Source organism: Micromonospora sp. CNZ303 (genome assembly GCF_004345505.1).
In genome coordinates this window covers 57,457-81,352 of sequence record NZ_SLVT01000011.1, presented here as the reverse complement: position 1 = coordinate 81,352, position 23,896 = coordinate 57,457, and the positions used below count along the sequence as shown (strand labels likewise).

Below are 23,896 nucleotides of genomic sequence, written 5' to 3'. Positions count from 1 at the left end.
GGTGCCAGGCGGCGACTACCTCACCAGCACCCAGGTCGGCGACCTCATCGGCGGCACCCGCCCCGAGGCCCGCACCATCGCCGCCTGGGCCCGCGCACGCCACATCCGCCCCACCACTGCCGGCCGCCGAGTCCTGCACCCGGCCACCCTCGTCCGCTGGCACGCCGCCCAAGACCGCCGCACCGCCGACCGGATCGCCGCCGAACTGCGGCTGCGCCGGTGGACCACCCTCGCCCGGATCGTCTGAGGAGCACCGTGACCCCGCACCACCTGCACGCCGTCGCCGCCGCCTGGTCCCTCCAGGCGGCGCTGACCGCCCTCGAAACCGCCGCCAAACACTCCCTCGCCCTCACCGGCTCCAGCGCCTTCCGCGACGTCTCCATCCCCAGCCAGGTGTTCGGCCGGCGTCACGCCCTCGGCGGCCACAGCGACCCCGTCGCCGACCTCGCCCTCGGCGCATGGGCGCCCGCACGCCCCGACCCGTACGCCGCAGCCCTCGGCGGCATCCTCCGCGAACTGGACGCCCTCGCAGGCCACCTGCCCGGCGCGCCCGGCCAAGACCCCGCCACCCGCATCCGCCACGCGATCCCCGCCCTCAGCGACCACGCCGCCCAGCGGACCGCCGAGGCCCTCGCGCACCTCGACCAGTCGGCCCGCCGCGTCCTCGGCATCGGCCCCGCCCGCCGGCCGCTGCCCGGCAACCCGCCACCGGAGTGCCCCGCCTGCCGGGCCCGCGCCCTGGAGGTGCAGACCGCCGGCCCCGAGGACGCCTGGACGGTCGTGTGCCCCGGCACCCGCGAGCCCGGCGGTGGACCGCACCGCCCGTGCCTGTGCACCGGCCCCGGCTGCCCCTGCGGGATGCCCGGCGCCGTCGAGGGCGTCGCGCACATCTGGCCCAGGGCCGCCGTCATCGGTGCGGTCGCGGGGGCCGCACCCACCACCTGACCCGAACCGACCGAAGGAGAGCACCATGGAGCCCTGCGTCTTCTGCGCCATCATCAACGGCGACGCGCCCGCACAGGTGGTGCGCCGCTGGGACGACGCCATCGCGATCGTGCCGCTCAACCCCGTCGTCGCGGGCCACACCCTCGTCATCCCGACGACGCATGTTCGCGACGTCTGGACCAACCCAGCCGTGTCGGCGGCCACCATGCGGCGCGCCGCCGAGCTGGCCTCTCCGCCGTGCAACGTCATCACGTCGGCCGGACGGGAGGCCACGCAGAGCGTGTGGCATCTCCACCTGCACATCGTTCCCCGCGCCGAGAACGACGGGCTCGCTCTGCCTTGGTACTCGGGCAAGAGCGGCCGGAAGGCGAAGGCGTCGACCTGACCGGCCGGCCCGTGGTGTGAGTCCACCTCGCGTCACGGGCCACTACCGGGCAAAACGGAAGTCGATCTTACTCCATAATGACCGTTCCTGTGTTTCCCTACCGCTGCGGTAGACAACCGGACCGACTGGCCTAGGAAGGTACGATGAGGACCGTGGACGACCTGGTGACCTGGCTCCGCGCGCAGCTCGACGAAGACGAGCGGATGGCGCGAGAGGCGACCGGAGGACCATGGGAAGTGGGCCCGACGTTCGGCGGACGCGACAACCGGGTCTACGTCAAGCCCGAGGGTTTCGGCATCGACACAGTCGGCACGTGCATTATCGCCGGCCAGGTGGCCAACATGCCGGAGTACCGGGCCAATGCCGAGTACATCGCCCGCCACAACCCGGCCCGCGTGCTGGCCGAGGTGGACGCCAAGCGGCGCATCCTCGACCGCCACGCCAGCTACGACTTCCCGGCCGACCTTGAGGATGGACCTGGCGCCTACTCCTGGACCGGCCGCTGCGACCACTGCCACGAGCCATGGCCCTGCCCCGACCTGCGAGACGTAGCGGCACCGCTTGCCGACCGGCCCGGCTACCGTGAGGACTGGCGGCCGTGATCCGCGACCCGCGCACCGGCCGCGAGTGGGGCACCGCCGCTCAACTCGCGGCCCGCCTCGGCCCCGACGTGACCGTGGGCATGATCCGCCGCTGGCGCGAACGCAAAGGCCTCACCACCATCGAGGGCTGCTCACCCCTCGACGAAGCCGCAGCCATCGAGGCCCGAGTCAGGCTCGGCGGACGAGGCTGCAAGCGCGGCACCCGACACGCACCCCGCCGACTTGACGCCACCCCGGCCGCTGCCTGATCATCGACTTGTTCACCTGAGGCGTAGGTGGACTGTGCCCGCAGCCCGGACGTTGACCCACGCAGGGTCCGCCGGGCTGTCGTGCGTCCAGGGTCGGGACGCGGGCGGGGGACGCGGGCAGGCCGAGCGGCGGGGCTGGCCTGCCCGCACCCACCACGCGGGAGGAAGCGAAGGAGCCAAGGTGAGCAGCCGTACGCCCGAACAGGTCGCCGCAGATCAGGCCCTCACCGCTGCCATCGAGCAGGCGCTCCAGGCGTACGGCGACGAGCAGGCGTACGTCCTCACCGAGTACGTCGTGATCACCTCGCAGCAGCGCTTCGCCGAGGACGGCTACGGCGTCACCGCCGTCGGGCTCATCAGCCGCGACAGCGACGTGCCCCTGCACCGCATGCTCGGCCTCGTCGAGTACGCGTCGACTCGCCTGCGCAGGTCAGCCGCCAGCGACTACGACGACTGACCATGCGCAACACCACCACCCGCGACCGGCACCGCCACACCATCGCCCGAGGTCGACCACCCTGCGCACTGTGCGGGGAGCCGATCGACTACACGCTCACCGTCGTCCCAGGCGAACACGGCAAACGCTGCCCCGGCCCCCTCAACTGCACAGGCTGCGGGCCCCATCCGCTCCGCTTCGAGGTCGACCACATCGTCCCCCGCAACCGCGGCGGCACCGACGACCTGAGCAACAAGCAGCCGAGCCATCGCCGCTGCAACCGAGCCAAGAGCGACCGCGAAGACGGCGGCCCAATCCTGCGAAGGTCAGGCAGCCTGGCCCGACCAAACCGGACATAGGGGGAGGTCCCCCCGCCCCCACCCCTACCCGCACTTCCCGGCTTAGGCGGGATCTCTCCCCGGCATCTTTTCCACGTGACCCCAGGAGGTGACCATGCCCCCGCGCGCTCGCAAGGCTGCCCAGCTGCGGGTAGTCGCCCCCGGTGAGCAGCCGAAGAAGCCGCCGCCGCCGAAGACGGTCACCGAGGCCGCCGGCAGCGGCACCACCCGGGAACTGTTGGTGGCGATGCAGACCCGGATCGCCGAGGCGGTCGAGGACAAGAACACGCCGGCTCGGGACCTGGCCAGTCTGACGAAGCGGCTGATGGAGGTCACGCGGGATATCGAGGCGATCGACGCCCGCGAGAAGCAGGAGGGCGAGCGTGGCGGCCCGGTCCCCGACGAAGCGTTCGACGCGGCGGCTATCTGAGGTAGCCCGGCACGTCGTGCTGCCCTCCGGCGTGGTGGCCACCGGGTGGCCGGCTGTGCGGGAGAAGTGCCGCGAGTTCGGCGACGTCTTCGACGAGTGGCAGGAGGGCGCCGGCCGGGCGATCCTCGGCAAGCGAGCCGACGGGATCTACGCGGCCACGATCGGCGGGGTGGTGCTCAGCATCCCTCGGCAGGTCGCGAAGACTTTCCTTGTCGGCCGCATCATCTTCGCCCTGTGCGTGCTGTTCCCGGGCTTCAAGGTGATCTGGACGGCGCACCGTACGCGCACGGCGACGAACACCTTCAAGGCGTTGCAGGGCTTCGCCCGCCGGAAGAAGGTCGCGCCGCACATCGCGAGTATCCGGACGGCGAACGGCGAGCAGGAGATCGCGTTCCGCAACGGGTCTGTGATCATGTTCGGTGCACGGGAGCAGGGCTTCGGGCGTGGCTTCGATGAGGTCGACGTCGAGGTGTTCGACGAGGCGCAGATCCTGACGGAGAAGGCGCTCGAAGACATGGTTGCGGCGACGAACCAGTCCCGGCATCCGCATGGGGCGCTGCTGTTCTACATGGGCACGCCGCCGCGACCGATCGACCCGGGTGAGGCGTTCTCGGCGAAGCGGGCGAAGGCCATCGCCGGCGAGTCCGACGACATGGTCTACATCGAGTGCTCCGCCGACGAGGACGCTGACCCGGATGACCGGGAGCAGTGGGCGAAGGCGAACCCGTCGTTCCCGGCGCGGACGCCGCTGGAGTCGATGCTGCGGCTGCGGGAGAACCTGCCGTCGGACGAGGCGTGGCTACGCGAGGCCCTCGGCATCTGGGACGCGGCCAAATCCAGCGGGGTCATCCCGGCGCCGTCGTGGAAGGACCAGGCCGACGAGCTGTCGGTGGCGGTGGACCGCTTCGCCTTGGGCGCGGAGTGCGGCCCCGACCTGACCTGGGCGTCGGTGGCCCTGGCGGGCCAGCGCGCCGACGGCGCCTGGCACATGGAGCTGGACGACGACCAGCACACCCGGGGTCGTGGGGTGGCGTGGCTGGTGCCGTACCTGGTGGCGACGGTGGCGGCGAATCCGCAGATCCGTGCGGTGGTGGTGGACGTGGCGGGGCCGATCGCCGCCCTGCTGGAGAAGCGCGGCGACCGCTGGTTCTTCAAGGGCACCCAGCTCCAGGCGACGCCGGTGAAGGTCGCCGAGCTGGGTGCGGGCTGCTCGCGGGTTCTCGACGGGATCGTGACCGGGTGGCTGCACCACATCGGGCAGCCGCAGTTCACGTCGGCTGCGCTCGCCGCAGGCAAGCGGGCGCTGGGTGACACGGGCATGTGGGTGTGGTCGCGGAAGACCGCAGAGCAGGACATCACGCCGATTCAGGCAGGCACGTTGGCGCTGATCGGCGCCCAGCAGACGAAGGTCCGCAAGCCCGGCCGGGCGGGTGCGGGACGTAGCGGCGGTGGCCGGAGGGCGGTGGTGCTGTGAGCGACACGATCACCCTTCCGGGGATCACCGACGATGACAACCGCACCCTGAACGGGCTGCTGGAGCAGCTCCGGGCGAAGGAGGAACGGAACCGGCTGCGGTCGGCGTACTACGACATGAAGAAGGTCGTCCGGCTGGTCGGGTCGGTGATCCCGCCGCAGTACTGGCGGCTGGGCATCGTGTTGGGCTGGTCGGCCAAGGCCGTCGACGTCCTCGCCCGGCGCTGCAACCTCGACGGGTTCGTGTGGCCCGATGGGTCTCTCGACGACCTCGGCTGGCGTGGGGTGTGGGAGGGCAACAACCTGGGGTCGGAGGTGTCGCAGGGCACGATCTCGTCGCTGATCCACTCGACCAGCTTCATCGTGAACACCCGCGGCGGTGAGGGCGAGCCGGACGCACTGATCCACTTCCGGGATGCGCGGAACGCGACCGGCGAATGGAACGGGCGGCGCCGCAGGCTGGACAGCCTGCTGTCCATCTCAGGCCGCGACGACGACGGCAAGCCGACCGCGCTGGCGCTGTATCTCGACGGCCGCACCATCGTTGCCGACCGGGATTCGTCGGGCTGGACGGCGGACGTGCAGGAGCATCCGTGGGGGGTGCCGGCGGAGCCGCTGCCGTACCGGCCGCGCCTGGATCGCGCGTTCGGGTCGTCGCGGATCTCCCGCGAGGTCATGGCCCTCCAGGATCAGGCGACGCGGGCGCTGATCCGCATGGAGGCGCACTCCGAAATCTACGCCATTCCCGACCTGTGGCTGCTCGGCGCCGACGAGAGTATCTTCAAGAACGCCGATGGGTCGACGAAGCAGTCGTGGCAGGTCGTGATGGGCCGCATCAAGGGTGTCCCCGACCGCGAGGACCAGGACGAGCGCGGCGACCAGCTCGACCGGGCGGACGTGAAGCAGTTCCCGGCGTCGTCGCCGGCGCCGCACCTCGAGGTGCTGAACGCGACGGCGAAGATGTTCGCCCGGGCCACGAGCTTGCCGGACACGGCGGTGGCGATCACGGACCTGGCGAACCCGACCAGCGCGGAGGCGTACGACGCGGCACAGCATGAGCTGATCGCGGAGGCCGAGGGGGCGACGGACGACTGGGCGCCGTACCTGCGCCGGGCGGTGGTGCGAGCCCTGGCCATGCAGAACGGCATCAAGGCCGAGGACGTGCCGCCGGAGTGGGCGACGATCCAGCCGCGCTGGCGTGATCCGCGGTTCCTCAGCCGGGCGGCGCAGGCCGACGCCGGCATGAAGCAGCTGTCGGCGGTGCCGTGGCTGGCGGACACCGAGGTGGGCCTGGAGCTGCTCGGCCTGGACCGGCAGCAGATCGACCGGGCCCTCGCCGACCGGCGGCGAGCACAGGCGCAGCAGCGGACGACGATGCTCGCGGCGGCGGCGCAGGTGGCCCGGCAGAACCCGGCCGTGGCGACGCTGGAGAGCCGCAGTGGCGACGCGGGCTGAGGTCGCCGAGTTCCGGACCGTGCAGCGCGACGTGGTGGCGTTGGCGCTCGCCGAGTTGGTCGCCTGGTGGGAGCAGCTGATGGCGTCGCTGACGGGTGACGTGCCGGTTCGGGAGCTGGAGACGTTCACCGCCGGTCTGGTGGCGACGTACGGGGACGCGGCGGCGTTGGCGGCGGCGGACTGGTACGACGAGCTGCGGGCGGGCGCGGGTGCGTCGGGCCGGTTCCGGGCGGTCATGGCGGACCCGGCGCCGGACGGGCAGGCGGCGGCGGTGGCCCGGTGGGCTGCCGGTCCGCTGTTCGGGGCCCAGCCGGACCAGCGTCAGGCGTTGGAGCATCTCTCCGGCGGTGTGCAGCGGCTGGTGTTGCAGCCGGGCCGGCAGACGATCGCGGGCAGCGTGGACCGGGATCCGGCGGACGCCAGGTGGGCGCGGGTGCCGACAGGTGCGACGACGTGCGCGTTCTGCCGGCTGCTCGCGTCCCGCGGGGCGGTGTACCACTCGGAGGAGGACGCCGGCGGCCTGGCGAACAGCTACCACAGCAAGTGCGACTGCGTGCCGACGCCGGTGTGGCCGGGAGAGGCGGAGCCGTACGACGTGGACGCGCTGCTAGAGGAGTACAACGCGGCCCGCGGCAAGGCTGGCGGTGACCCGAAGGCGATCCTCGCCCAGATGCGCACCGACCTGGGCATCAACTGACTTCCCGCCGAAGGGTGGGGTACGCCGACGCGCGGCGGTCAACGCGCGGATTCTGGAGGAACAGTGAGCGAGACGAGCGCGTCGACTCAGGGCGGTAACACCACCAGCGAGACCACGCCCGGCGCTGGCGACGGCTTCAAGCCGATCACGTCGCAGGACGAGCTGAACCGGATCATCGGCGAGCGTGTGAAGCGGGCCAAGCCTGCCGACTACGACGAGCTGAGGACGAAGGCGGCGCGGCTCGACGAGATCGAGCAGGCGAACAAGTCGGAGGCGGAGAAGCTCGCTGAGCGGGCCGCTGCCGCCGAGCGGGAACGTGACCAGGCCAAAGCCACCGCGCTGCGGCTGAGGGTCGCGGCCAAGCACGGCATCTCCGACGAGGACGCCGACCTGTTCCTCACCGGCGCCGACGAGGCGACGCTGACCAAGCAGGCCGAGCGCCTCGCTCAGCGCGCCGACGGCCGCAAGAAGGCCGGCAACCACGTGCCCCGCGAGGGCAACAACCCGAACTCAGGATCGAACAGCGACATGCGCGAGTTCACGCGTCGCCTGTTCGATGTCGACTGACCTCTTCAGGAGTAGACCGTGGCATCACTGGCGACGGGATCCCTCTCGATCCCCAAGCAGAAGCTGAGCCCCTGGCTCGGCAAGATCAAGGGCGGCTCCTGCGTCGCCACTCTCTCGGCCGCCACCCCGATGACGTTCGGTGAGGGCGAGTCGTGGACCTTCGACATCGGCGAGGCCGAGTACGTCGCCGAGGGCGGCCAGAAGGGCGCCTCGACGATCACGCCGACGAGCAAGCCCGTCAAGCCGTACAAGTTCCACAAGACCCTCCGCATGAACGAGGAAGTCCTGTGGGCCGACGAGGACCGACAGCTTGAGGTCGTCGACGAGATCCTCGACCTCATCCAGCCGGCGCTGTCCCGCGCGCTCGACTTCGGCGTGTTCCACGAGATCAACCCGACCGGCGGCACCGTCGTGACCGCCATGAACGGTGGTCTCACCGACACGACCAACACGCTGGAGGCCGTGCTCACCGGCGCCAACAAGGTCAAGCCGTACGCGGTTCTCGACGCGGCCGACGCGCTCGTGCTCGCCGACGGGTTCATCCCGCGTGACATCGCGCTCGACCCGGGTTTCGCGGCGCAGTTCTCGGCGCTGCGGGGTACGCAGAGCGAGCAGAAGCTCTACCCGAACTTCCGGCTGTCGACCGAGGTGTCGGAGCTGGACGGGCACCGCGCGTCGGTGTCCAACACCGTCCGCGCTCTCGGTGTGGCGGCGGTGGCGACCAACGTCATCGCGTTCGTGGGCGACTTCTCCGCGATCCGCTGGGGCGTGCAGAAGTCCATCGGCCTGGAGGTCATCCGCTACGGCGACCCGGACGGCGGCGGCGACCTGAAGCGCAACAACCAGGTCGCGTTCCGGGCGGAGGTCGTGTACGGCTGGGGCATCGCGGACCTGAACGCCTTCGCGAAGGTCACCGACGCGACCCAGGAGGTCTGATCGCCATGGCTGACGTGAAGCTGGTGCGAGGCACCATCGGGGGCGTCACGGTGCAGACCAGCGAGCGGATCGCCGAGCGCCTCGGTGGCCGCTTCGAGCCGGCCGGTCCTGCTGCCGAGGGCTACGAGGCGATGAAGGTCGCGGACCTGAAGGCCGAGATCGAGCGGCGCAACGAGGGCCGCGACGAGGCGGGCCGAGTGTCCGCCGAGGGCCGGAAGCCGGATCTGGTCGCGGCCCTGAAGGCCGACGACGCCCGCGCCGAGCAGTAACCAGGGAAGGGGGTGACCCGTGGCTGAGATCATCCAGGTGGCCGACCTGCCGGCAGCGTTGCAGTCGGCGGAGTTGGTCGAGGCGATGGTGGCCGGCGCGAACGCGCGGGCGTCGCGGGTTGCCCCCTGTCTGGGCGCCACCGACCCGCCGCCGACCGCGGACCAGCTCGCGGAGGCGAAGCTGATCCTGCTCGGCGCGGTGAAACGCTGGGCGGAGGCTGGTGCGGGCGCGTTTCAGCAGCAGACCGCTGGCCCGTACTCGGTCACCGTCGACACCCGGCAGCGGACCGGCTTCAACCTGTGGCCGTCCGAGATTGAGGCGCTCCAGGAGCTGTGCAGTACGGCCGGGCCGGCGTCGGCGTTCGCCATCGACACCGCCCCGGGGTGCGCGATCCAGCACTCGCCGATCTGCTCACTGATGTTCGGGGCGGCGTACTGCTCGTGCGGCGCGGACCTTACGCTGGCGGGACCGCTGTACGAGGTCGTGGAGCCGTGAGGTTCCCGTACGGGGAAACGGTCACGGTCGTACGTGCCGGCCTGGTCGATGACGGGTACGGCAACCCGGTGCCCGACTGGGCAGCGGCCACGTCCACTCCGTACGAGGGGTGCGCGGTGGCGCAGGGCACTCGGGGCAGCGAGGTCCTCGACGACCGAAACGCTGTCGTCTCCGACCTGGTCGTGTTCATGCCGCCTGGCGCCGACGTGGCGGCCACGGACCGGCTGAGCGTGCGCGCCCGGGACTACGAGGTGGTCGGGGAGCCTTTCGACTGGACCAGCCCGTACACGAGCACGGCGTTCGGCACGGTCGTGTACTGCAACCGGGTGGAGGGGTGAGATGTCCATCAGGGTGACGCGGGTGAAGCTGAACCGCCGTGGCATGCGGGACCTGCTCCGCTCCGGGGGCGTCCAGGCGGTGCTCGGCCGGAAGGCGGCGGCTGTCGCCGAGCAGGTGGAGGCGGCCGGCATCCGGGTGGACGGCACGCCGGGGCAGGTCCCGCTTCCGGTGACCGTGGACGTCGGGGCCGGCGAGCAGCGGGCCCGCGCCCGCGTGGTCCTGGACCACCCGGCGGGTCTGGCGGTGGAAGCGAAGCACGGCGTCCTCACCAGCTCGATCGACGCCGCCCGGGACGCCTGATGCACCCGGTGGCGCTCTACCCGGACGCCGAGCTGGTGGCGGTGACGTGGTTGCGTGCCCGGCTGGCCGCCCGGTCGGAGCCGTACGCGGCCGGCGTGACGGTCGGAACGAAGGTCGCCCCGGCCACCTCGCCGGGCCGGTACGTGCGGCTGCGGCGCCTCGGTGGGGTGGAGCTGCACGAGGTGGCCGACTCCCCGCGGTTGCAGGCGCAGGTGTGGTACTCGACGGGCGCCGCGTCGGACGAGATGAACCGGCAGGCCCTCGCCCAGATGGGGTGGGCGCTGCTGCGCGGCATTCGCGGCCAGGACGTGACGATTCCCGGCTGGCCCCGGCCGGTGACCTGCTACCGGGTGGCCACGTTCAGCGGGCCCATCCCGGTGCCCGACCCGGCCGACCCGACCCGCACGATCACTCAGCTCACCGTCGAGATCGGCATGCGCGGCCGGCCCGCGTAGCCCTCAGCTCGCGCCCGCGATCTGACCATCACCCGGCGACCGCCGGGCCCTCACCATGCACAGGAGGAGAGACCCATGGCGGTCGACATCGACCTGATCAGGGCGTACACCGACGGCCTCGTCGCGACGACCACGCCTGGCGATGCCAGCGTGGTCGCCCCCACGAACGCGACTGCGGCGCTGGGCGCCGACTTCATCGAGGTCGGGGCGATCTCCAGCGACGGGCTCACCGAGGCCACCAGCCAGGACCGCACCGACGTGTTCATCTGGCAGCGCAACGCCCTGGTCCGCCGGATTCCCGGCCAGTTCACCAAGACGTTCACCTTCGCCGCCGCCGAGACGTCGCTGTTCAACCTCGGCATCCAGTACCCCGGGTCGACGATCACCTCGACGACCGAGGGCGCGAGTGTCGCGGAGAAGCCGCCGGTCACGGACATCCGAGCCTGGGTGCTGCACGGCATCGACGGCACAACCAGGGCCCAGCGGGTGTACCTGCCGAAGGCGGAGGTCACCGAGCGCGGGGACATCGTCTGGTCGGCCGAAGGCATCACCGTCTACGAGTGGACGCTGTCGGCCTACCTCGACGAGACCGGGGTGGTGGCGTACCGCTACTACCTCGACGACGACATGGCGACGCCGTAGCGGCTACGGGCCGGTCTTGCCGCCGGTGAAGATCAGGCCGAGCACGGTCCAGCCGGCGCACGCAACCAACGGCAGGACGACGAACAGCATCAGCAGCCAGAGCAGGATGCGTCCGCATCCGCTGCGCTGCTGCACGTACACGACCGGGCGCTGAGACATCCGGCCATCATGCCGCGCCTGCGCAACACGCGCGCCCCCTGATCGCAGCGGCGGGCCCGTCAGCGGGCGCGGGGCCCGCCGCTGCACCACCAGCCCGCACAGCCCGCGAGGAGAAACCATGTCCGACGTCTTCGACCTGGACGCGTACGTCGCCGAGCACCGCCAGGCCCCCTACCGGTTCCGCTACGGCGGGCAGGACTTCGAGCTGCCGCACGCATCTGACACCGACTGGCGGGTCACCGAGGCTGCCGACCAGGGCAACATCGAGGCGATCCGCACCCTGTTCCGGCGGGGCCTCGGCGACCAGTGGGAGCGGTTCGAGCAGCTGCCGCAGCCGGCCAAGCCGATGGGTGAGCTGTTCCGCCGGTGGCAGGCCCACTCGGGGGTGAAGCCGGGGGAATCGCCGGCCTCGCCCGCCTCGTCCGAGAGCACGGCGGGGCCATCGACGCCGCCCTCCACCACCACTACGGCATCCGACTCGGTGCCGCCCTCGCCGGCGGCCTGACCGTCCGGGAGCTGCTGGACCGGATCCGGCAGCTCCCCCCCGACTCCGCGCTCGGTGTCGCCCTGCACGGGGAGGCGGCCCGCTGGTCGACCACCGACTACCTACTCGCCGCCGTCGTGGACCTGCTCGCCGGCGCGAACTGGCAGCGCGGCGGCGGCAAGGGCCAGAAACCGAAGCCGGTCAAGCGGCCCGACCCCCGGGCGGAGAAGCGGCGCCGCGAGTACGTGGGACGGCTGCAACGCCTCGGACTGATCAGAGAGGGATGACGTGGCCACTGAGGTCGGTACCGCCTACGCGGCGATCATCCCGTCGGCGAAGGGCTTCGCCCGGGGGCTCCAGAAGGCCATCGCCAAGGAGTTTGCCGGCAGCAACCTCGACAAGATGATCGCCGAGGCGCTTGCTGGCGCGCCGGTCACGCTGCCGGTGCGGCCCGAGTTCCGCCCGGGCGACCTGCCCGACGAGCTGCCAACCCGCTCCGGCCGGGAGCCGACCCTGCCGGTGCAGGTAGACCCGGTCACCGACGCGCTGCGCGCCGACCTGCGCAAGCAGTTGGCCGCCATCACCCGGGAAATCACCGCCAGCGTCGAGGTCACCCCCGACACGGACGAGCTGCGCACCGAACTGTCGGCCGCCCTCATCGCCATCGAGGCGTCCCTGAGCGCCGACATCCCCACCGAGCCGGGCGACCGGCGCGAGTACGAGCGGCAGCTGCGCGAGCAGGTCGACGCGGTATCTCGCACCGTCCGCGCCCGCATCGACGCCGACGTGCGCGTCGACGCCGACAGCGCGAACCGCAACGGGTCGGTCGGTGAGGCCGGGGACACGGTCGGCCGGTCCCTGGCCAGCCGGGTCTCGTCGGCGTTCTCCGGGGCCCTGTCGGCGGTGCCGGCACCCCTGATGTTCGCGCCGGTCATCGCGGCAGCGGGGGTTGCGGCGCCGCTGGCGGGGGCGGCCATCGCCGGCGGCATCCTCGCCGCGCTCGGTGGCGGCGTCATCGCGCTGGGAATCCTGGGCGTCAAGGATGACCCCCGGTTTCAGGCTGCGGCGTCGGACCTCGGCGCCACCATCAAGACCACGCTCACCAAGGCGGCGGGGCCGCTGTTGGGCACCGAAGCGGCGCCGGGGCCGCTGCTGCGGGCGATGGAAACCCTGAAGCAGCTCGTCATCGACATCGGTCCGTCGCTGGAGGAGATGTTCAAGGCCATCGGCCCCTACCTGCCTGGCCTGGCCGAGGGGATCGCCGCGTTCGTGAAGGAGGCCATGCCGGGCCTGGTCGACGGCGTGAAGGCGGCGGGGCCGCTGCTCGAGGTCATCGCCCTGAACATGGGGCCGCTGGGCGAGTCCGTCGGCCAGTTCCTGTCGGTGATGGCGGAGCTCGGCCCTGCGGCGGCTGACGCCTTCAACGTGATCTTCTTCCTGGTGACGAGCCTGATCGACGCGGTGGGTGGCCTTCTCTACGTCCTCGGGGCCGTGTTCTCCACCCTGTTTCAGAACGTGAAGGACGCCTGGGACGGCATCCAGGCGGCCTGGGCGGTCATCACCGCGGCCTTTTCCGCTGGTGTCGCGGCGGCCCGCCGTCACGTGGAGGGCTTCGTTGCGGGCGCCCTGCGGCTGTGGCGGAACCTGACGGATCGGCTGACCGGCGGCACCCGCGCCGCCCTGAACACCGTCACCAGCTTCTTCGGTGGGCTGCCGGGGCGGATCCGCGGCGCGGTCGGCAACCTCGGCAACCTGCTGTTCCAGGCTGGCCGCAACGTCGTCCAGGGCCTGATCAACGGTCTGCGGTCGATGTTCGGTGCGCTGGGCAACGCCGCCGGCGGTCTGGCGGGCACCATCCGCAACTACCTGCCGTTCTCCCCGGCGAAGGAGGGTCCGTTGTCGGGGCGGGGCAACCCGTTCTACTCCGGCCGGTCGATCGTCGAGCTGCTCGCGTCCGGGATCACCGGCAACCTCGGGGCCGCCCGCGCGGCGGCGTCGGATCTGGCCGGCACGTTCGCCCTCGGTGGCTCGCCGCTGGCGGCTGCGCCGTCTGCGCCGTATGGGCTGGCGGCCGTCGCGCCGGCGCCGGCTCAGCTGCGCGCCGAGTGGGTGGGCGGCGACGGCGACCCGATCGTCCGGGCCATCCGGGAGAGCGTGCGCATCTACTACGGCGGCAGCCCGGCTGCCGCGTTCGGGAGCTGACGTGGCCTGGCCTGACGATCAAGACCTGCCCGTCCAGGTGCATGCCGCGTTCGGCGCCGACCTGACCGCAGACCCCGGGACCTGGTCGTGGACGGACTTGTCGGCGCGGCTGCGCGCTGAACCGATCCGCATTCGCGCCGGGAAGTCGTCCGGGGCGCGGCAGGTGTCGCCGGGCACGTGCACGGTGACCCTCGACAACGACGACGCCGCGCTGACGCCCCGGCACCCGATGTCGCCCTACTGGCCGAACGTGGAGCTGGGGACGCCGCTTCGGGTGCGGGTGCAGTGGGCCGGCGTGTGGCACGAGCGGTTCGCCGGCTTCGCCGACCAGTGGGAGCCGACCTTCGTTCCGACCGGCGTGGTGGGGCAGATGTCGTCGGCGGTGCGGCTGACCGCGTCGAGGATCCTGCGCCGCCTGGAGCAGGGCGCACAGCCGGAGCTGTCGGCGATGCGCCGCACCATCGTGGCGTCCCGGCCGGTGGCGTACTGGCCCGCCGAGGACGGCCAGACCTCCTCCCAGGCCGGCGCGAGTGTCGCCGGCACGTCCGCCTTGCAGGTGACGGGCGACGTCGAGTTCAAGCCGGTCGACGACTACGTGACGTTCGCCTCCACCACGCTGCGGTTCGGCACCACCGCCCTGGCTGACCTCGCCGCCGGCGGGCAACTCGCCGCACTGCTGCCCGCAGACGCGGTCGCCGCCACCGCGGCTGGGGCCTGGACTGTGCACGTCGCGGCGCGCGTCGACACCCTGTCGACGCTGTCCGGTGACGTGGTGATCGCCGAGTGGACTACCACCGGCGGCACCTTCACCCGCTGGCAGATCAAGGTCACCACCGGCTCCCGCAGCCAGGTTGTGGCGTTCACTGCGGCGGGCGCGGCCACCACCCTGATCGACCACGGCGGTGCGTCCCCACTGTTCCACCACTACGCGGTGTCTGCGGCGGTGTCGGGGGGCACGGTCACCGTGCGGCTGGACACCTCCCTGACCAGCGGCAAAATCACATCGTTCGGCGGGACGATCGGCGGTGTCGTCTCCGTCGCCGTCAACGCCAGCGGGGCCACGTCCAGCAGTGAGATGCCCGCCGGGCACATCGCCGTGTGGGCGGTCGCCCCGATCCCGATCGGCATCAACGGCTCCACCGACGCGGACGGCACGTTCGTGCAGGCCGCCCGCCAGGCATTCCGCCTGGAGCCGGCCACCATCCGACTGCCGCGACTCGTCGCCGAGGACGGCATCAGCCTCACCATGCCGGCGGTCGACGCCGACAGCGTGCAGCGGATGGGCTGGCAGGACCCCGGCACCCGCCTCGACCTGTACCGGGAGTGCGAGCAGGTCGACGGCGGCGTCCTCTACGAGCAGGGCTTCGGCCTGGGCTACCTGCCGAGGTCAAGCCGCTACAACCCGCCGGTCGCCCTCACCATCGACCTGGCAACGTACGCGGTCACCGGTGCCAGCCGGGATGTCCTCGCCCCCACCTACGACGACCAGCAGATCCGTAACCGGTGGACGGCGGAACGCCGCGACGGCTCGTTCGCGGTGGCCGACGACCCGACTAGTCAGCGCCGCGGCGTGTACGACGACTCGGTGGAACTGAACGTCGCCTACGACGAGCAGCTGCCCGACCAGGCCGGTTGGCGGCTGCACCTGGACTCCGACGTGGACTTGCGCGAGGCGTCGTTCCCGATCGACCTGGCCGCGAACCCGGGGCTGGTCGCCGGGTGGCTGGCGTGCGGGGTGGGGTCGCGGATCGTGCGGACCAACGTGCCGGCCCAGCACCGGCCCGGCCCGATCGACCGGCTCGTGGACGGCTGGACGGAGACGATCGGCCCCCGGTCGTGGTTGGTGCAGGTGGCCCCGGCGCCCGCCGACCCCTGGGACGTAGCCGAGGTCGGCGGCGACCAGCGGGTGGCCGCCGATGGGACCACGCTGACCGCGTCGGTCACGGCCGGCGCCCTGTCCATGCAGATCACCTCGACCGCCGAAAACGGCCCCTGGAGCACCGACCCGAGCGACTTCCCGCTCGCCGTGCGGATGGGCGGGGAGCAGGTCACCGTGTCGGCGATCACCGGCACGGGCCTGACGCAGACCCTGACCGTCACCGCACGCGCCGTCAACGGCGTCTCGCGCGGCTGGCCGGCAGGCACAGAGGTCGACGTGTGGGACCCGGCAGTAACAGCGCTATGACGAAGGAGGCCCGGTGCCCGGAATCGCCACGGGTATGAAGCTCACGCCTGCCCGCCTGAACCACCCGGTGTGCCGGGCCCGGGCGACCGTGACGCAGACGATCGCCAACAACTCGTGGACGTCGGTGAACCTGGGCGCGGAGGACGTCGACACACACGGGATGCACTCGATCGCCTCGGCCACGTCCCGGTTCGTGGTGCCGGCCGGGTACGGCGGCATCTACGAGCTGTCGGGCGGCGTGTCGTGGGCGTCGAGCGCGACGGGTCAACGGTGGACACGGTGGGCGCGGAACGGCACGGAGATCGACGGATCCGGGAACAACATCAACGCCAACTCGGCGGGGCAGACCCTCGCGGACGCGCGGACGATCACGGTGTCGCTGGCGCCGGGCGACTACGTGGAGTTGCAGGCGTTCCAGACGTCCGGCGGGAACCTCGACACGTACGTGGGGGTCGCGTACGCGCAGTCTCAGGCGACCGTGAAGAGGGTGATGATCGCGTGACGCGGGCTCCGGAGAACTTGCTGGTTGTGCGGCGGTTGCTGCTCGACCACCTCAACATCGACGACCGGGTGCGCGACCACGACCTGGAGCCGGCGGAGGTCGGCATCGTTGGCGACCCGGCGCACCGCGGCGGCTACCACTGCGGCTCCGACCGGGTGCTGACCCGCGACTACTCCGTGGTCGAGTCGCCCCGGGACAAAGCGGGTCTGACCCTCGACGCCGCCGCGCTGGACATCGGGTGGTTCGAGGTCCGCGTGAACGGCGTGACCCACAACCTCTACACCTTCAACCGGTGGATCGTCGGCGAGCTGGAGCGCGGCGCCCCGGACACCCTCGACATCCGCGAGTGGATCTACACGGTTGACGGCAAGACGGTTCGCCGCTGGGACCGGCTGCGGAAGCGCACCTCGGGCGACAACTCCCACCTGTGGCACAGCCACGGATCGTGGTTCCGCGACTCGATCAAGGCGAACCGCGACCAGACGCCGCTGTTCCGCCGCTACCTGACCACCATCGGACTCCTGGAGGACGACATGCCGCTCACCGACGCGGACGTGGAGCGGATCGCCACCGCGACCGCCCGCAAGACCTGGAGCTGGGACCTGCTCAACGGTGCCGGCGAGGACCCGGCGTACCGGGTGGTCAACCGGGCTGCCGCCGCCGCGGTGGCCGCCGCCGGACGGGACCCCGTCGACGAGCAGGCCCTGGCCGCCGAGCTGGCGCCGCACCTGCTCGCCCAGCTCACCCCGGAGCGGATCGCTGCGGCGATCCCGCCCGCGCTGGCCCGGCAGGTTGCCGACGAGTTGGCCGCGCGGCTCCAAGGGTGAGCCCGTCCGGTTCGGCGGTGTCGGCGGTGGGAAGGCTAGGGGACGTGGGTGGCGAGGATAGAGCGCGTCAAGAGGATCGCCCTGGACTTCGGATGCATCGGCACGGGCCTCGGAGTGATCATCCATCAGACCGTCGTGGTGCCGCCCGGGCAGGCGTCGGAGGCGCTGCTGGTGGCGGCGGTGTCGGTGCTGGGGATACCGGCCGGCGTGGGGCTGCTGTCGCTGCGGAGTGGCGCTACCGGCGGGACGTCCGATCCCTCGCAGTCTCCGCCGTCGGGCTCTCCGCCGCCTACCTCATCATCACCATCGCCGGCGCCGTCCGGGGCGGGTGATCCGGGATGACCGGGCCGGCGCACGAGCGTGAGCTGCGCCGCCTGAGGCGGCTGGTGCGCCACGGGTGGCGGTTCCTGGCCGTGTCCTTCGTGGCCGCGATCGTGGCCGCTGCGGCGTCGATGCTGTACACGAACCACGCGGCCCATGAGAGCGAGCGGAAATGGTGCGGGGTGGTCAGCACCATGGACGACGCCTACCGGGACACGCCGCCGCAGACGCCGACGGGCCGGAAGATCGCGGCGGACATCGCGAGGCTGCGCGCCGACTTCGGCTGCCCTGCGCCGAGGTAGCTACGGCCGGCAGTCGTGCGGGTCCTGCGTGACCTGCTCGCACCCGGGCCGGGTGCAGCGCCACTGACGGCCCATCTCCCAGCACACCGGGCACGCACCCCACGCCGGGGTCGTGCCGTCGTGCCCGGCCGGGCACGGCTCCGGGATCTCGGCCCAGCCGCCGGGGACCCGCTTCATCCGCACCACTCGCTGACCGTACGCGCCGGGCCGGCCGGCACCGCCTGACCGTCAACGGCCGTGACGCTTCCGAGACGGCGCCGTAGCGACCATCAAACTCCAGCCCCAATCCACCCCGAGGAGGGGACCATGGACTCCATCGTCCTGCCCGAGCTACCCACCTACCTGTTCGCCCCCAACCTGCCGGGCGTGCTGTCGCTCGCGCTCACCGTCCTGCTGCCGCTCGTCGCGGCGCTGTTCATGCGCCAGTCGTGGTCGGCCGGCCCAAAGGGCTTGGTGCTGCTGGGCCTGGCCGCCGTGAAAGCGTTCCTGGAGGCGTGGCTGGCCTCCGTCGACGCCGGCCTGGCCTTCAACGCGGCCGAGGTCGGCTACGCGGTGGCCGTGAACTTCGGCATCGCCGTCGGCGCGTACGTCGGCCTGCTGAAGAACACCCGCGTGCAGCAGTCTGCGATCAGTACCGGCCCCGTCCGGGACCGGGTCATCGATGGCACCGCGACGGAGCGGCTCGCCTGATGCTCTCGTCGCGCCGGTAGCATCGTCGGCGCGGTGCTTGCCGGTGACGTCCCGGCCGGCGCCGACCAACGTGCGACGGCCCCCGCTCTCCTTCGGGAGGGCGGGGGCCGTTTCGTATCCGGACGTGGCAGGTAAGCGGTTTCCCAGGGTGGGGTGGGGCCCGGCGTCCCGGGCCCCGGCGGGGTTAGGCCGCGTTGGCGAGAGCGTCGATTTCGGCCTGCGCGACCTCGTCCTCGTGGCAGCCGTCGCAGGCCTCGTACCGTCCGCCGCTCGGGGCCGGGCGGACGATCGCGCCGGGTCCGCCGCAGCACTCGCAGCCCTCGGGGGCCTGTTCGCCGATCTCCCGCTCCGTCATTTCCGTCTCCCCTGCTCGCTGGCCGTTCTTGTAATACAAGTATGGCACGGGACGGGGTGCAGGTCTACAGCTCACGGCAATTTTCTGTGCTACATTTTTCCCATGGCAGACGGAAAGCCGGGACGACCGGCCACGGGACAGACCAAGGGCCGCAGCATCCGCATCGGCGCCACCTGGGACGAGGCGTACGCCGCAGCCGAAGCCGACGGCGAGAAGTTCGCCGCGTTCGTCGAGCGGGCCCTACGCCGCGAGCTGGACCTCCGGCAGCGCCGGCAGGCGCGGGCGGCAGCCGCCGACTAGGAACACGCTTACCTCGCCCGCCACACGGCCGCGTGGGACTGACGGGCCAGCGGGCATGTGCGACAGTGGATCCGTGATGACGCTGACGACCCCGCCCGCCAAGCAGCGCGACGTCGACGCGGCGCTCGCCGACCCCGCCCGCGTCCAGCGCTCCAAGGACGACCACACCGAGGGCCTGCGCAAGCTCGCCACCGCCGCCGAGGTCGCCGTCGGCCGCGGCGCCACCCGCGAGGAGATCCTCGCCGTGGTCACGCGCGCCGCCGACGACCTGGCGCAGTCGTCCACGCTCGCCGCGACCGCCCGCGCCCGGGTGCATGACGGCGACGACCGGTACTGACCGACACGCAAAGCGGCCCCCACCGTGCTGGTGGGGGCCGCTTTCTGCTGCTCACAGCGCCGTGTATCGGCCGTTCTCTCGGCGCAGCTTGGCCGGCTCATCCTCGACGTACCGCTTCAGCCAGCCGTACACCGTCTTGTCGCTGGGCACCTGCACGCCCTTCGCCTCCAGCTTCCGCCGCATCTCCGTCGGCGTGACGCCCTCGGCACCCGCCTCGCGGGCCACCTCGACGAGCAGCTCGGGCCGCCACCCCTCGCCACCACCACCGCCCTGGTCCTGGACGGCGGCCGGACGCAGGTCGGCGACCAGTGCGCCGAACACGTCGTCCAGCTGATCCTTCGGCATCCCGCTCACCTCCATGCGGGCGGTGAACCGGCGCAGATCCTCCCGGGCCTTGCGCCGCTGCTCGTTCCGGTCCGCCGACGTAGCCGGAGCCTCCGTCTCCACTTCCACCGCGACGGGAGCAGCGGCCGACGCCGCGCGGTGAACCCCGCCGGTTGAGGCCGGCGCCGAAGCTTGTACGGCTCCGACCGGCCCGCCAGCAAGCGCCTCAAGCCACGGCCGCAGCCGCTCCATCCGCTCTGCGTACACCCGCCCGCCGATCTGGCAGCCGGCCGGATCAACGACCGGGTGCCGACCGTCGGTGGCCACCACGATCTGCGCGATCTGATCCGGCAGGGTCCGCCACACCTTGATCTGCCGGACCGCCGCCCCCTGGTCGCCGCGGCGCAGGAAGAACGTGCCCGGGTGGACCAGGTCGGCAGACCTGACGCGAGCGCCCGGCAGGACGTACTCCAGCTCGGTGTCGTCCTCGACCGGCCCACACAGCTTCAGGCTGGACTGCTTCCGCACGGACACGGGGATGGTGTCGATCGTGGCCCGCAAGGCGGAGAACAGGACGTTCACGCCTTCGGCCCGGCCGATGCGCTGGACCCGCAGCAGCGCGGCCATCGCCTCCCGCGCCGCCGGATCGTCGTCCACCTCGGCGGACTCGTCGACCACGATGGTGATCTGCGGCAGGTCCCGGGTGACCGGCAGTAGGTCGCCGCCGGACTTCGCGGTGAGCCCGGCGTACCGGGCCTTGCGGTCCTTGGCGATCGCGGCAGCGACCTGCGCCATCAGCACGACCTCCTCAGCGGTAGATGCCACCCAGTCGATCGGGGGCGACGTCGTTGCGCCCTCGGCGTACGGCAGCATGAACGGCACCGCAAGGCCGCCACCGTTGAGATCGGCGATCCACACCACGGAATCCCTGGTGCGCATGAGCTGCCCGATCAGCACCTTCAGCAGGTTCGTCTTCCCGCCTCCACGCCGGCCAACGAACAGACCAGACGCCTGCCGCAGGTTGACCAGTGCCGGGGTGGTGTCCTCGTTGACACCGATGGGAAGGTCGTCCCAGATCGACAGCTCCGACGTGTCCCCCGGCAGGCGCAGCTCGCCCGCCAGCGCGTACACCGTGGGCACCCGGACCAGCGCGGTGCCCTGTAGATCGCCTTCCTCGACGCTGATCGCGCAGCCCTTTGGCAGCCGGGCTGCTGCGGCGAGTCGGGCGGCAGCGTCGCGGATCGCGGTCCACGAGTCGCCGGAGCCGGGAGCGAAGACCACACCCAGGGTGAAGCCCGCCGAGTTGGGCCAGTCCTCGTCGCCGATGATCGTGACGGGCCGGACCCGGGCGATTCGTTCGATCAGCGCCTTCCACTGTGCGCGCCGACCGACCGGCAGGGTGGCTGCTGCGGCGGCCGGCTGCTGCACGGCCGGGACGTCGTCACCGACGAACGCCGGCGCGACCGCCGTGCCGGCCAGAGCGGCGGCAGCCCCGACAACCAGATTCGGCAGGTTCCACACCCCGGTCACCGTCGACCAGGTCGTCCACGCCCCCGCCACCAGACCGGCGGCGGTCCAGAACGCCGTCTCCGACCACCGCCGGCCCAGCTTCCGGCCCCGCGTCAGCAGGGCAGCGGCGCCGGTAACGGCCAGGGTCGCAGGTGCCCACCCCGGCACGTCCGCCGCCGATCCAAGGCCCGCGGCTACCAGCGGACCGACCGTGGCGATGATGCCTCCAGCCACGGACTCCCACGACCTCTGACCGTCCATCGCGCTACCTCCCTACCTGCTCAGACGTTCCACTTGCGCTCGGACTCGACCGACCCGTGCCGGGGGGCCTCGCCGCGCTCGATGTCGGTCTCGTTCTCCCGGCGGATCGTGCCGCGGGTCTCCTCGGCGGTGCCGGCGCCAGCCTTGATGTCGTCGGCGATCGAGCGCAGACCCTCCGCCACCGGGGCGGCAACGGGCCACTCCGACTCGGCTCGGGAGGCGACCTGCCGGAAACCCGCCGAGACGGCGCTGAGCGCCTCGCCGAACTGCGGCATCTCCCGGACCAACTGGTGCATCGTCTCCGGGTCGTAGTCCTTCAGCGCCGCGGCCAACTCGTCGGCGGCAGCGCGGACCTTGTTGATGTCTCCCATTGCTGACGTTCCTCCTGTGCGTTGCGGCGCCACTTTGGCCGCCTTCTCGACTGCTTCCTTCACCAGCCGCTCCTTGGCGGGCTGCTGGGGCTTCTCCTGCGGCGCCGGCTTGGCCGCCTTGTCCTGCTTCGTCTCGCCGCTGGCGTGCTTCGGGGCGGGCGGCAGCGTGCGCTGCTCCCGGGCCGGCTTCGTCTCGCCGCGCAGCCCTTGCCAGAAGCCGCGCAGGAAGCTGCTCTTCTTGCCCTGCGGCTTGGCCGCCTCCCGCCTGCTCGCGGCCCGCGCCCGCCCGGCGGCAAGCAGCGCCCGCCCACCGGAGCGCGCCCGGCCCAACGCCGCGCCGGCCCGGCCCCGGGCGCCGCCCGTCGCCCGGGTACCGGCGGTGCCGGCCGGCGAGCCGGCGCGCCGCGCTGCCGCTCCCCGTCCGAGCCGACCGAGCAGGCCCGCCGCCCGGCCCCCGCCCGCCCCAGTGCGACGGCCAGCCGCCGACTTGCCGAGACGACCCAGCAGACCTCCGGAGCGGCCAGCCGCCCCACCCGTACGGCCGGCACCGGAGCGGCCAGCACCGGTCAGCCGGCCCCGCAGGCCACGTCGTGCACCGGACGACCGGCCACCGAGGATGCCCGCCCGCTTCCCGCCCGCCCCGGTGCCGGTCGAGCTACCCCGCCCGAGGAGCCGACCCAGCGCGCCGCGCGCCCGCTGGCCCATGGCCGGCCCGCCGGCCGCCGCCCGGCCAAGAGGCCGCTCGCCGCTCGCCAGCGCGCGCCGCTGGGCGCGCCGCCGCCACACCAGCAGCCCGGCCGTCACGGCGAGGACCAGGCCGGCAAGGATGGCGTGCACGAGGACGCCCCAGAACACCCCGGCGACCTGCCACAGCAGCAACTCCAGCGCGATGGCCACGAGCAGCGCGGCAACGATGACCTTCGGCGGGGGCATCCGCCAGCCGCGCCGCTGCGTGCGCTCGGCTCTGGGCCGGGCGGCCGGCTTGGTTTCGCCCTCCGCCGGGGTCGGCACGGGCGCCGGCGGGGCGGTCGGTTCGGGGTGACTCACCTCGGGGTGACTCACCTGCGGCTCGGTCGTCATTCCTGCACCTCACGGGGGGTCTCGGAGGGGGTGAGGGTGGGGTGACTCACCTGGGGTGACTCACCCCGGGGTGAGCCGATCCGCCAGGCGAGGGCGTAGCAGGCCAGCGCGGTTAGCGCGGTGGCCGCGAGCGCGGCGGCCAGCCAGGTGTGCAGGCCGGTCCAGCCGCCCGTGCCGGCGTAGTTGGTGCTGAGGTAGCCGGCGAACGCGACGGCGGCGGCCAGGGCGACGTTGCCGCGGGCGTTGAGGGCGCGGGTGCGCTGGCGGGCGGTCTTCATCGGGTGCTCGCCCGGTGGTCGAGGATCAGCGCGGTGCCGGCGAGCGAGGCGAGCAGGACGGCGACGATCAGGGCGGTGTGCGAGGTGGTGCGGTGGCCGGCGTGCTCGGCGAGCACCGCCACGATCGTGGGCAGGATCGTGGCGACGGCCGCCGGGGCGACCACCTTGTTCCAGCTGCTCTCGCGGTAGATGACCTGCATGGCGGGCTGCGCGCCGGCTTTCCGCGCCTCGGTGATCCGCTGGACCATCTGCTCGATGGTCTCGACGGGGGCTGCGAACTGGCGGCCGGCCAGGGCGGTGGCGGGCGAGTCGTCGGGCACCTGGCCGGTAACCAGGATCTGGGTGCTTGTCATGATGGCGGTCTCCGTTCGTTGGAGGCGGCGCCCGGCCTGGCTC

General features: G+C 72.2%; 34 protein-coding genes. 28 read left to right on the top strand and 6 right to left on the bottom strand.

Annotation, left to right across the window (positions count from 1 at the left end; translation table 11 throughout):
- The first annotated feature begins 1 nt into the window (after window position 1).
- From EV374_RS18620 to EV374_RS18525, 19 genes are all read left to right on the top strand, one after another.
- On the top strand, window positions 2-247 hold the full coding sequence (locus tag EV374_RS18620) for a hypothetical protein (RefSeq protein ID WP_132237067.1): 246 nt from the start codon (window positions 2-4) through the stop codon (window positions 245-247).
- Window positions 248-255: 8 nt separating this feature from the next.
- Window positions 256-945, top strand: coding sequence for a hypothetical protein (locus EV374_RS18615; RefSeq protein ID WP_132237066.1), 690 nt, complete (start codon window positions 256-258; stop codon window positions 943-945).
- Between the two features lie 25 nt (window positions 946-970).
- Window positions 971-1,330 carry an HIT domain-containing protein gene (locus EV374_RS18610; protein WP_132237064.1) on the top strand — a complete coding sequence of 120 codons (360 nt, stop codon included), beginning with the start codon at window positions 971-973 and terminating at the stop codon, window positions 1,328-1,330.
- A 152-nt stretch (window positions 1,331-1,482) separates the two neighbouring features.
- Entirely contained in the window at window positions 1,483-1,932 is a 450-nt protein-coding gene (locus EV374_RS18605) for a DUF6221 family protein (protein ID WP_132237062.1), read from the top strand.
- The gene (locus EV374_RS18600; protein ID WP_132237060.1) at window positions 1,929-2,180 is read left to right on the top strand and encodes a hypothetical protein; all 252 of its coding nucleotides are present in this window, start codon (window positions 1,929-1,931) and stop codon (window positions 2,178-2,180) included. The genes EV374_RS18605 and EV374_RS18600 overlap by 4 nt, the downstream gene beginning before the upstream one ends.
- Window positions 2,181-2,361: 181 nt before the next feature.
- Window positions 2,362-2,637 carry a hypothetical protein gene (locus EV374_RS18595; protein WP_132237058.1) on the top strand — a complete coding sequence of 92 codons (276 nt, stop codon included), beginning with the start codon at window positions 2,362-2,364 and terminating at the stop codon, window positions 2,635-2,637.
- Window positions 2,638-2,639: 2 nt separating this feature from the next.
- A complete protein-coding gene (locus EV374_RS18590) occupies window positions 2,640-2,975 on the top strand; it encodes an HNH endonuclease (protein WP_132237056.1) in 336 nt (111 codons plus the stop codon).
- Between the two features lie 94 nt (window positions 2,976-3,069).
- Window positions 3,070-3,384: a hypothetical protein gene (locus EV374_RS32980; RefSeq protein WP_207914347.1), complete on the top strand. Its 315-nt coding sequence runs from the start codon at window positions 3,070-3,072 to the stop codon at window positions 3,382-3,384.
- Window positions 3,385-3,400: 16 nt separating this feature from the next.
- The gene (locus EV374_RS18575) at window positions 3,401-4,858 is read left to right on the top strand and encodes a hypothetical protein (protein ID WP_207914345.1); all 1,458 of its coding nucleotides are present in this window, start codon (window positions 3,401-3,403) and stop codon (window positions 4,856-4,858) included.
- The gene (locus EV374_RS18570; RefSeq protein ID WP_132237054.1) at window positions 4,855-6,312 is read left to right on the top strand and encodes a phage portal protein; all 1,458 of its coding nucleotides are present in this window, start codon (window positions 4,855-4,857) and stop codon (window positions 6,310-6,312) included. The genes EV374_RS18575 and EV374_RS18570 overlap by 4 nt, the downstream gene beginning before the upstream one ends.
- Window positions 6,296-7,009, top strand: coding sequence for a VG15 protein (locus EV374_RS18565; RefSeq protein WP_132237052.1), 714 nt, complete (start codon window positions 6,296-6,298; stop codon window positions 7,007-7,009). Before EV374_RS18570 ends, EV374_RS18565 begins: the two co-directional genes overlap by 17 nt.
- A 63-nt stretch (window positions 7,010-7,072) precedes the next feature.
- Entirely contained in the window at window positions 7,073-7,576 is a 504-nt protein-coding gene (locus tag EV374_RS18560; RefSeq protein WP_132237050.1) for a hypothetical protein, read from the top strand.
- Between the two features lie 18 nt (window positions 7,577-7,594).
- Window positions 7,595-8,512 (top strand): phage major capsid family protein, encoded by a 918-nt coding sequence (locus EV374_RS18555; RefSeq protein WP_165947836.1) that lies wholly within the window; start codon window positions 7,595-7,597, stop codon window positions 8,510-8,512.
- Window positions 8,513-8,517: 5 nt separating this feature from the next.
- Window positions 8,518-8,781, top strand: a complete 264-nt coding sequence (locus EV374_RS18550) for a hypothetical protein (RefSeq protein ID WP_132237048.1) — start codon at window positions 8,518-8,520, stop codon at window positions 8,779-8,781.
- A gap of 19 nt (window positions 8,782-8,800) precedes the next feature.
- Complete coding sequence (locus EV374_RS18545; protein ID WP_132237046.1) at window positions 8,801-9,277, top strand: hypothetical protein; 477 nt, start codon at window positions 8,801-8,803, stop codon at window positions 9,275-9,277.
- Window positions 9,274-9,615, top strand: a complete 342-nt coding sequence (locus EV374_RS18540; protein ID WP_132237044.1) for a hypothetical protein — start codon at window positions 9,274-9,276, stop codon at window positions 9,613-9,615. Before EV374_RS18545 ends, EV374_RS18540 begins: the two co-directional genes overlap by 4 nt.
- Before the next feature lies 1 nt (window position 9,616).
- A complete protein-coding gene (locus EV374_RS18535) occupies window positions 9,617-9,916 on the top strand; it encodes a hypothetical protein (RefSeq protein WP_207914341.1) in 300 nt (99 codons plus the stop codon).
- Window positions 9,916-10,371, top strand: a complete 456-nt coding sequence (locus EV374_RS18530) for a hypothetical protein (RefSeq protein ID WP_132237040.1) — start codon at window positions 9,916-9,918, stop codon at window positions 10,369-10,371. Before EV374_RS18535 ends, EV374_RS18530 begins: the two co-directional genes overlap by 1 nt.
- A gap of 75 nt (window positions 10,372-10,446) precedes the next feature.
- Window positions 10,447-11,013 carry a phage tail tube protein gene (locus tag EV374_RS18525; RefSeq protein ID WP_132237038.1) on the top strand — a complete coding sequence of 189 codons (567 nt, stop codon included), beginning with the start codon at window positions 10,447-10,449 and terminating at the stop codon, window positions 11,011-11,013.
- Between the two features lie 3 nt (window positions 11,014-11,016).
- On the opposite strand, the gene EV374_RS32645 is transcribed toward EV374_RS18525, so the two are convergent.
- Window positions 11,017-11,172, bottom strand: a complete 156-nt coding sequence (locus EV374_RS32645; RefSeq protein ID WP_165947835.1) for a hypothetical protein — start codon at window positions 11,170-11,172, stop codon at window positions 11,017-11,019.
- Between the two features lie 366 nt (window positions 11,173-11,538).
- On the opposite strand from EV374_RS32645, the gene EV374_RS18520 reads away from it, so the two are divergent.
- From EV374_RS18520 to EV374_RS18490, 7 genes are all read left to right on the top strand, one after another.
- Window positions 11,539-11,943 (top strand): hypothetical protein, encoded by a 405-nt coding sequence (locus tag EV374_RS18520; protein WP_132237036.1) that lies wholly within the window; start codon window positions 11,539-11,541, stop codon window positions 11,941-11,943.
- A 1-nt stretch (window position 11,944) separates the two neighbouring features.
- On the top strand, window positions 11,945-13,858 hold the full coding sequence (locus EV374_RS18515) for a hypothetical protein (RefSeq protein ID WP_132237034.1): 1,914 nt from the start codon (window positions 11,945-11,947) through the stop codon (window positions 13,856-13,858).
- A 1-nt stretch (window position 13,859) separates the two neighbouring features.
- Entirely contained in the window at window positions 13,860-16,043 is a 2,184-nt protein-coding gene (locus EV374_RS18510) for a hypothetical protein (RefSeq protein WP_132237032.1), read from the top strand.
- Window positions 16,044-16,056: 13 nt separating this feature from the next.
- A complete protein-coding gene (locus EV374_RS18505; RefSeq protein WP_132237030.1) occupies window positions 16,057-16,545 on the top strand; it encodes a hypothetical protein in 489 nt (162 codons plus the stop codon).
- Window positions 16,542-17,372, top strand: coding sequence for a hypothetical protein (locus EV374_RS18500; protein WP_132237028.1), 831 nt, complete (start codon window positions 16,542-16,544; stop codon window positions 17,370-17,372). Before EV374_RS18505 ends, EV374_RS18500 begins: the two co-directional genes overlap by 4 nt.
- 338 nt (window positions 17,373-17,710) lie before the next feature.
- Window positions 17,711-17,995: a hypothetical protein gene (locus EV374_RS18495; protein WP_132237026.1), complete on the top strand. Its 285-nt coding sequence runs from the start codon at window positions 17,711-17,713 to the stop codon at window positions 17,993-17,995.
- Window positions 17,996-18,301: 306 nt separating this feature from the next.
- Window positions 18,302-18,685, top strand: coding sequence for a hypothetical protein (locus EV374_RS18490; RefSeq protein ID WP_132237024.1), 384 nt, complete (start codon window positions 18,302-18,304; stop codon window positions 18,683-18,685).
- Between the two features lie 184 nt (window positions 18,686-18,869).
- Here the strand turns inward: EV374_RS18490 and EV374_RS32640 are convergent, their stop codons facing one another.
- Window positions 18,870-19,040, bottom strand: a complete 171-nt coding sequence (locus EV374_RS32640) for a hypothetical protein (protein WP_165947834.1) — start codon at window positions 19,038-19,040, stop codon at window positions 18,870-18,872.
- 102 nt (window positions 19,041-19,142) lie between these two features.
- On the opposite strand from EV374_RS32640, the gene EV374_RS18485 reads away from it, so the two are divergent.
- Both EV374_RS18485 and EV374_RS18480 read left to right on the top strand, forming a co-directional pair.
- The gene (locus tag EV374_RS18485; protein WP_132237022.1) at window positions 19,143-19,340 is read left to right on the top strand and encodes a hypothetical protein; all 198 of its coding nucleotides are present in this window, start codon (window positions 19,143-19,145) and stop codon (window positions 19,338-19,340) included.
- Window positions 19,341-19,416: 76 nt separating this feature from the next.
- Window positions 19,417-19,677, top strand: coding sequence for a hypothetical protein (locus tag EV374_RS18480; protein ID WP_132237020.1), 261 nt, complete (start codon window positions 19,417-19,419; stop codon window positions 19,675-19,677).
- 51 nt (window positions 19,678-19,728) lie between these two features.
- Here the strand turns inward: EV374_RS18480 and EV374_RS18475 are convergent, their stop codons facing one another.
- Genes EV374_RS18475 through EV374_RS18460 form a run of 4 tightly spaced genes read right to left on the bottom strand, consistent with a single transcriptional unit; the run spans window position 19,729 to window position 23,853 of the window.
- On the bottom strand, window positions 19,729-21,771 hold the full coding sequence (locus EV374_RS18475; RefSeq protein WP_132237018.1) for a hypothetical protein: 2,043 nt from the start codon (window positions 21,769-21,771) through the stop codon (window positions 19,729-19,731).
- 20 nt (window positions 21,772-21,791) lie between these two features.
- Window positions 21,792-23,222 carry a hypothetical protein gene (locus tag EV374_RS18470; protein ID WP_132237016.1) on the bottom strand — a complete coding sequence of 477 codons (1,431 nt, stop codon included), beginning with the start codon at window positions 23,220-23,222 and terminating at the stop codon, window positions 21,792-21,794.
- Window positions 23,219-23,500, bottom strand: coding sequence for a hypothetical protein (locus EV374_RS18465; RefSeq protein ID WP_132237014.1), 282 nt, complete (start codon window positions 23,498-23,500; stop codon window positions 23,219-23,221). Before EV374_RS18465 ends, EV374_RS18470 begins: the two co-directional genes overlap by 4 nt.
- Window positions 23,497-23,853 carry a hypothetical protein gene (locus tag EV374_RS18460; RefSeq protein WP_132237012.1) on the bottom strand — a complete coding sequence of 119 codons (357 nt, stop codon included), beginning with the start codon at window positions 23,851-23,853 and terminating at the stop codon, window positions 23,497-23,499. Before EV374_RS18460 ends, EV374_RS18465 begins: the two co-directional genes overlap by 4 nt.
- Window positions 23,854-23,896 lie beyond the last annotated feature (43 nt).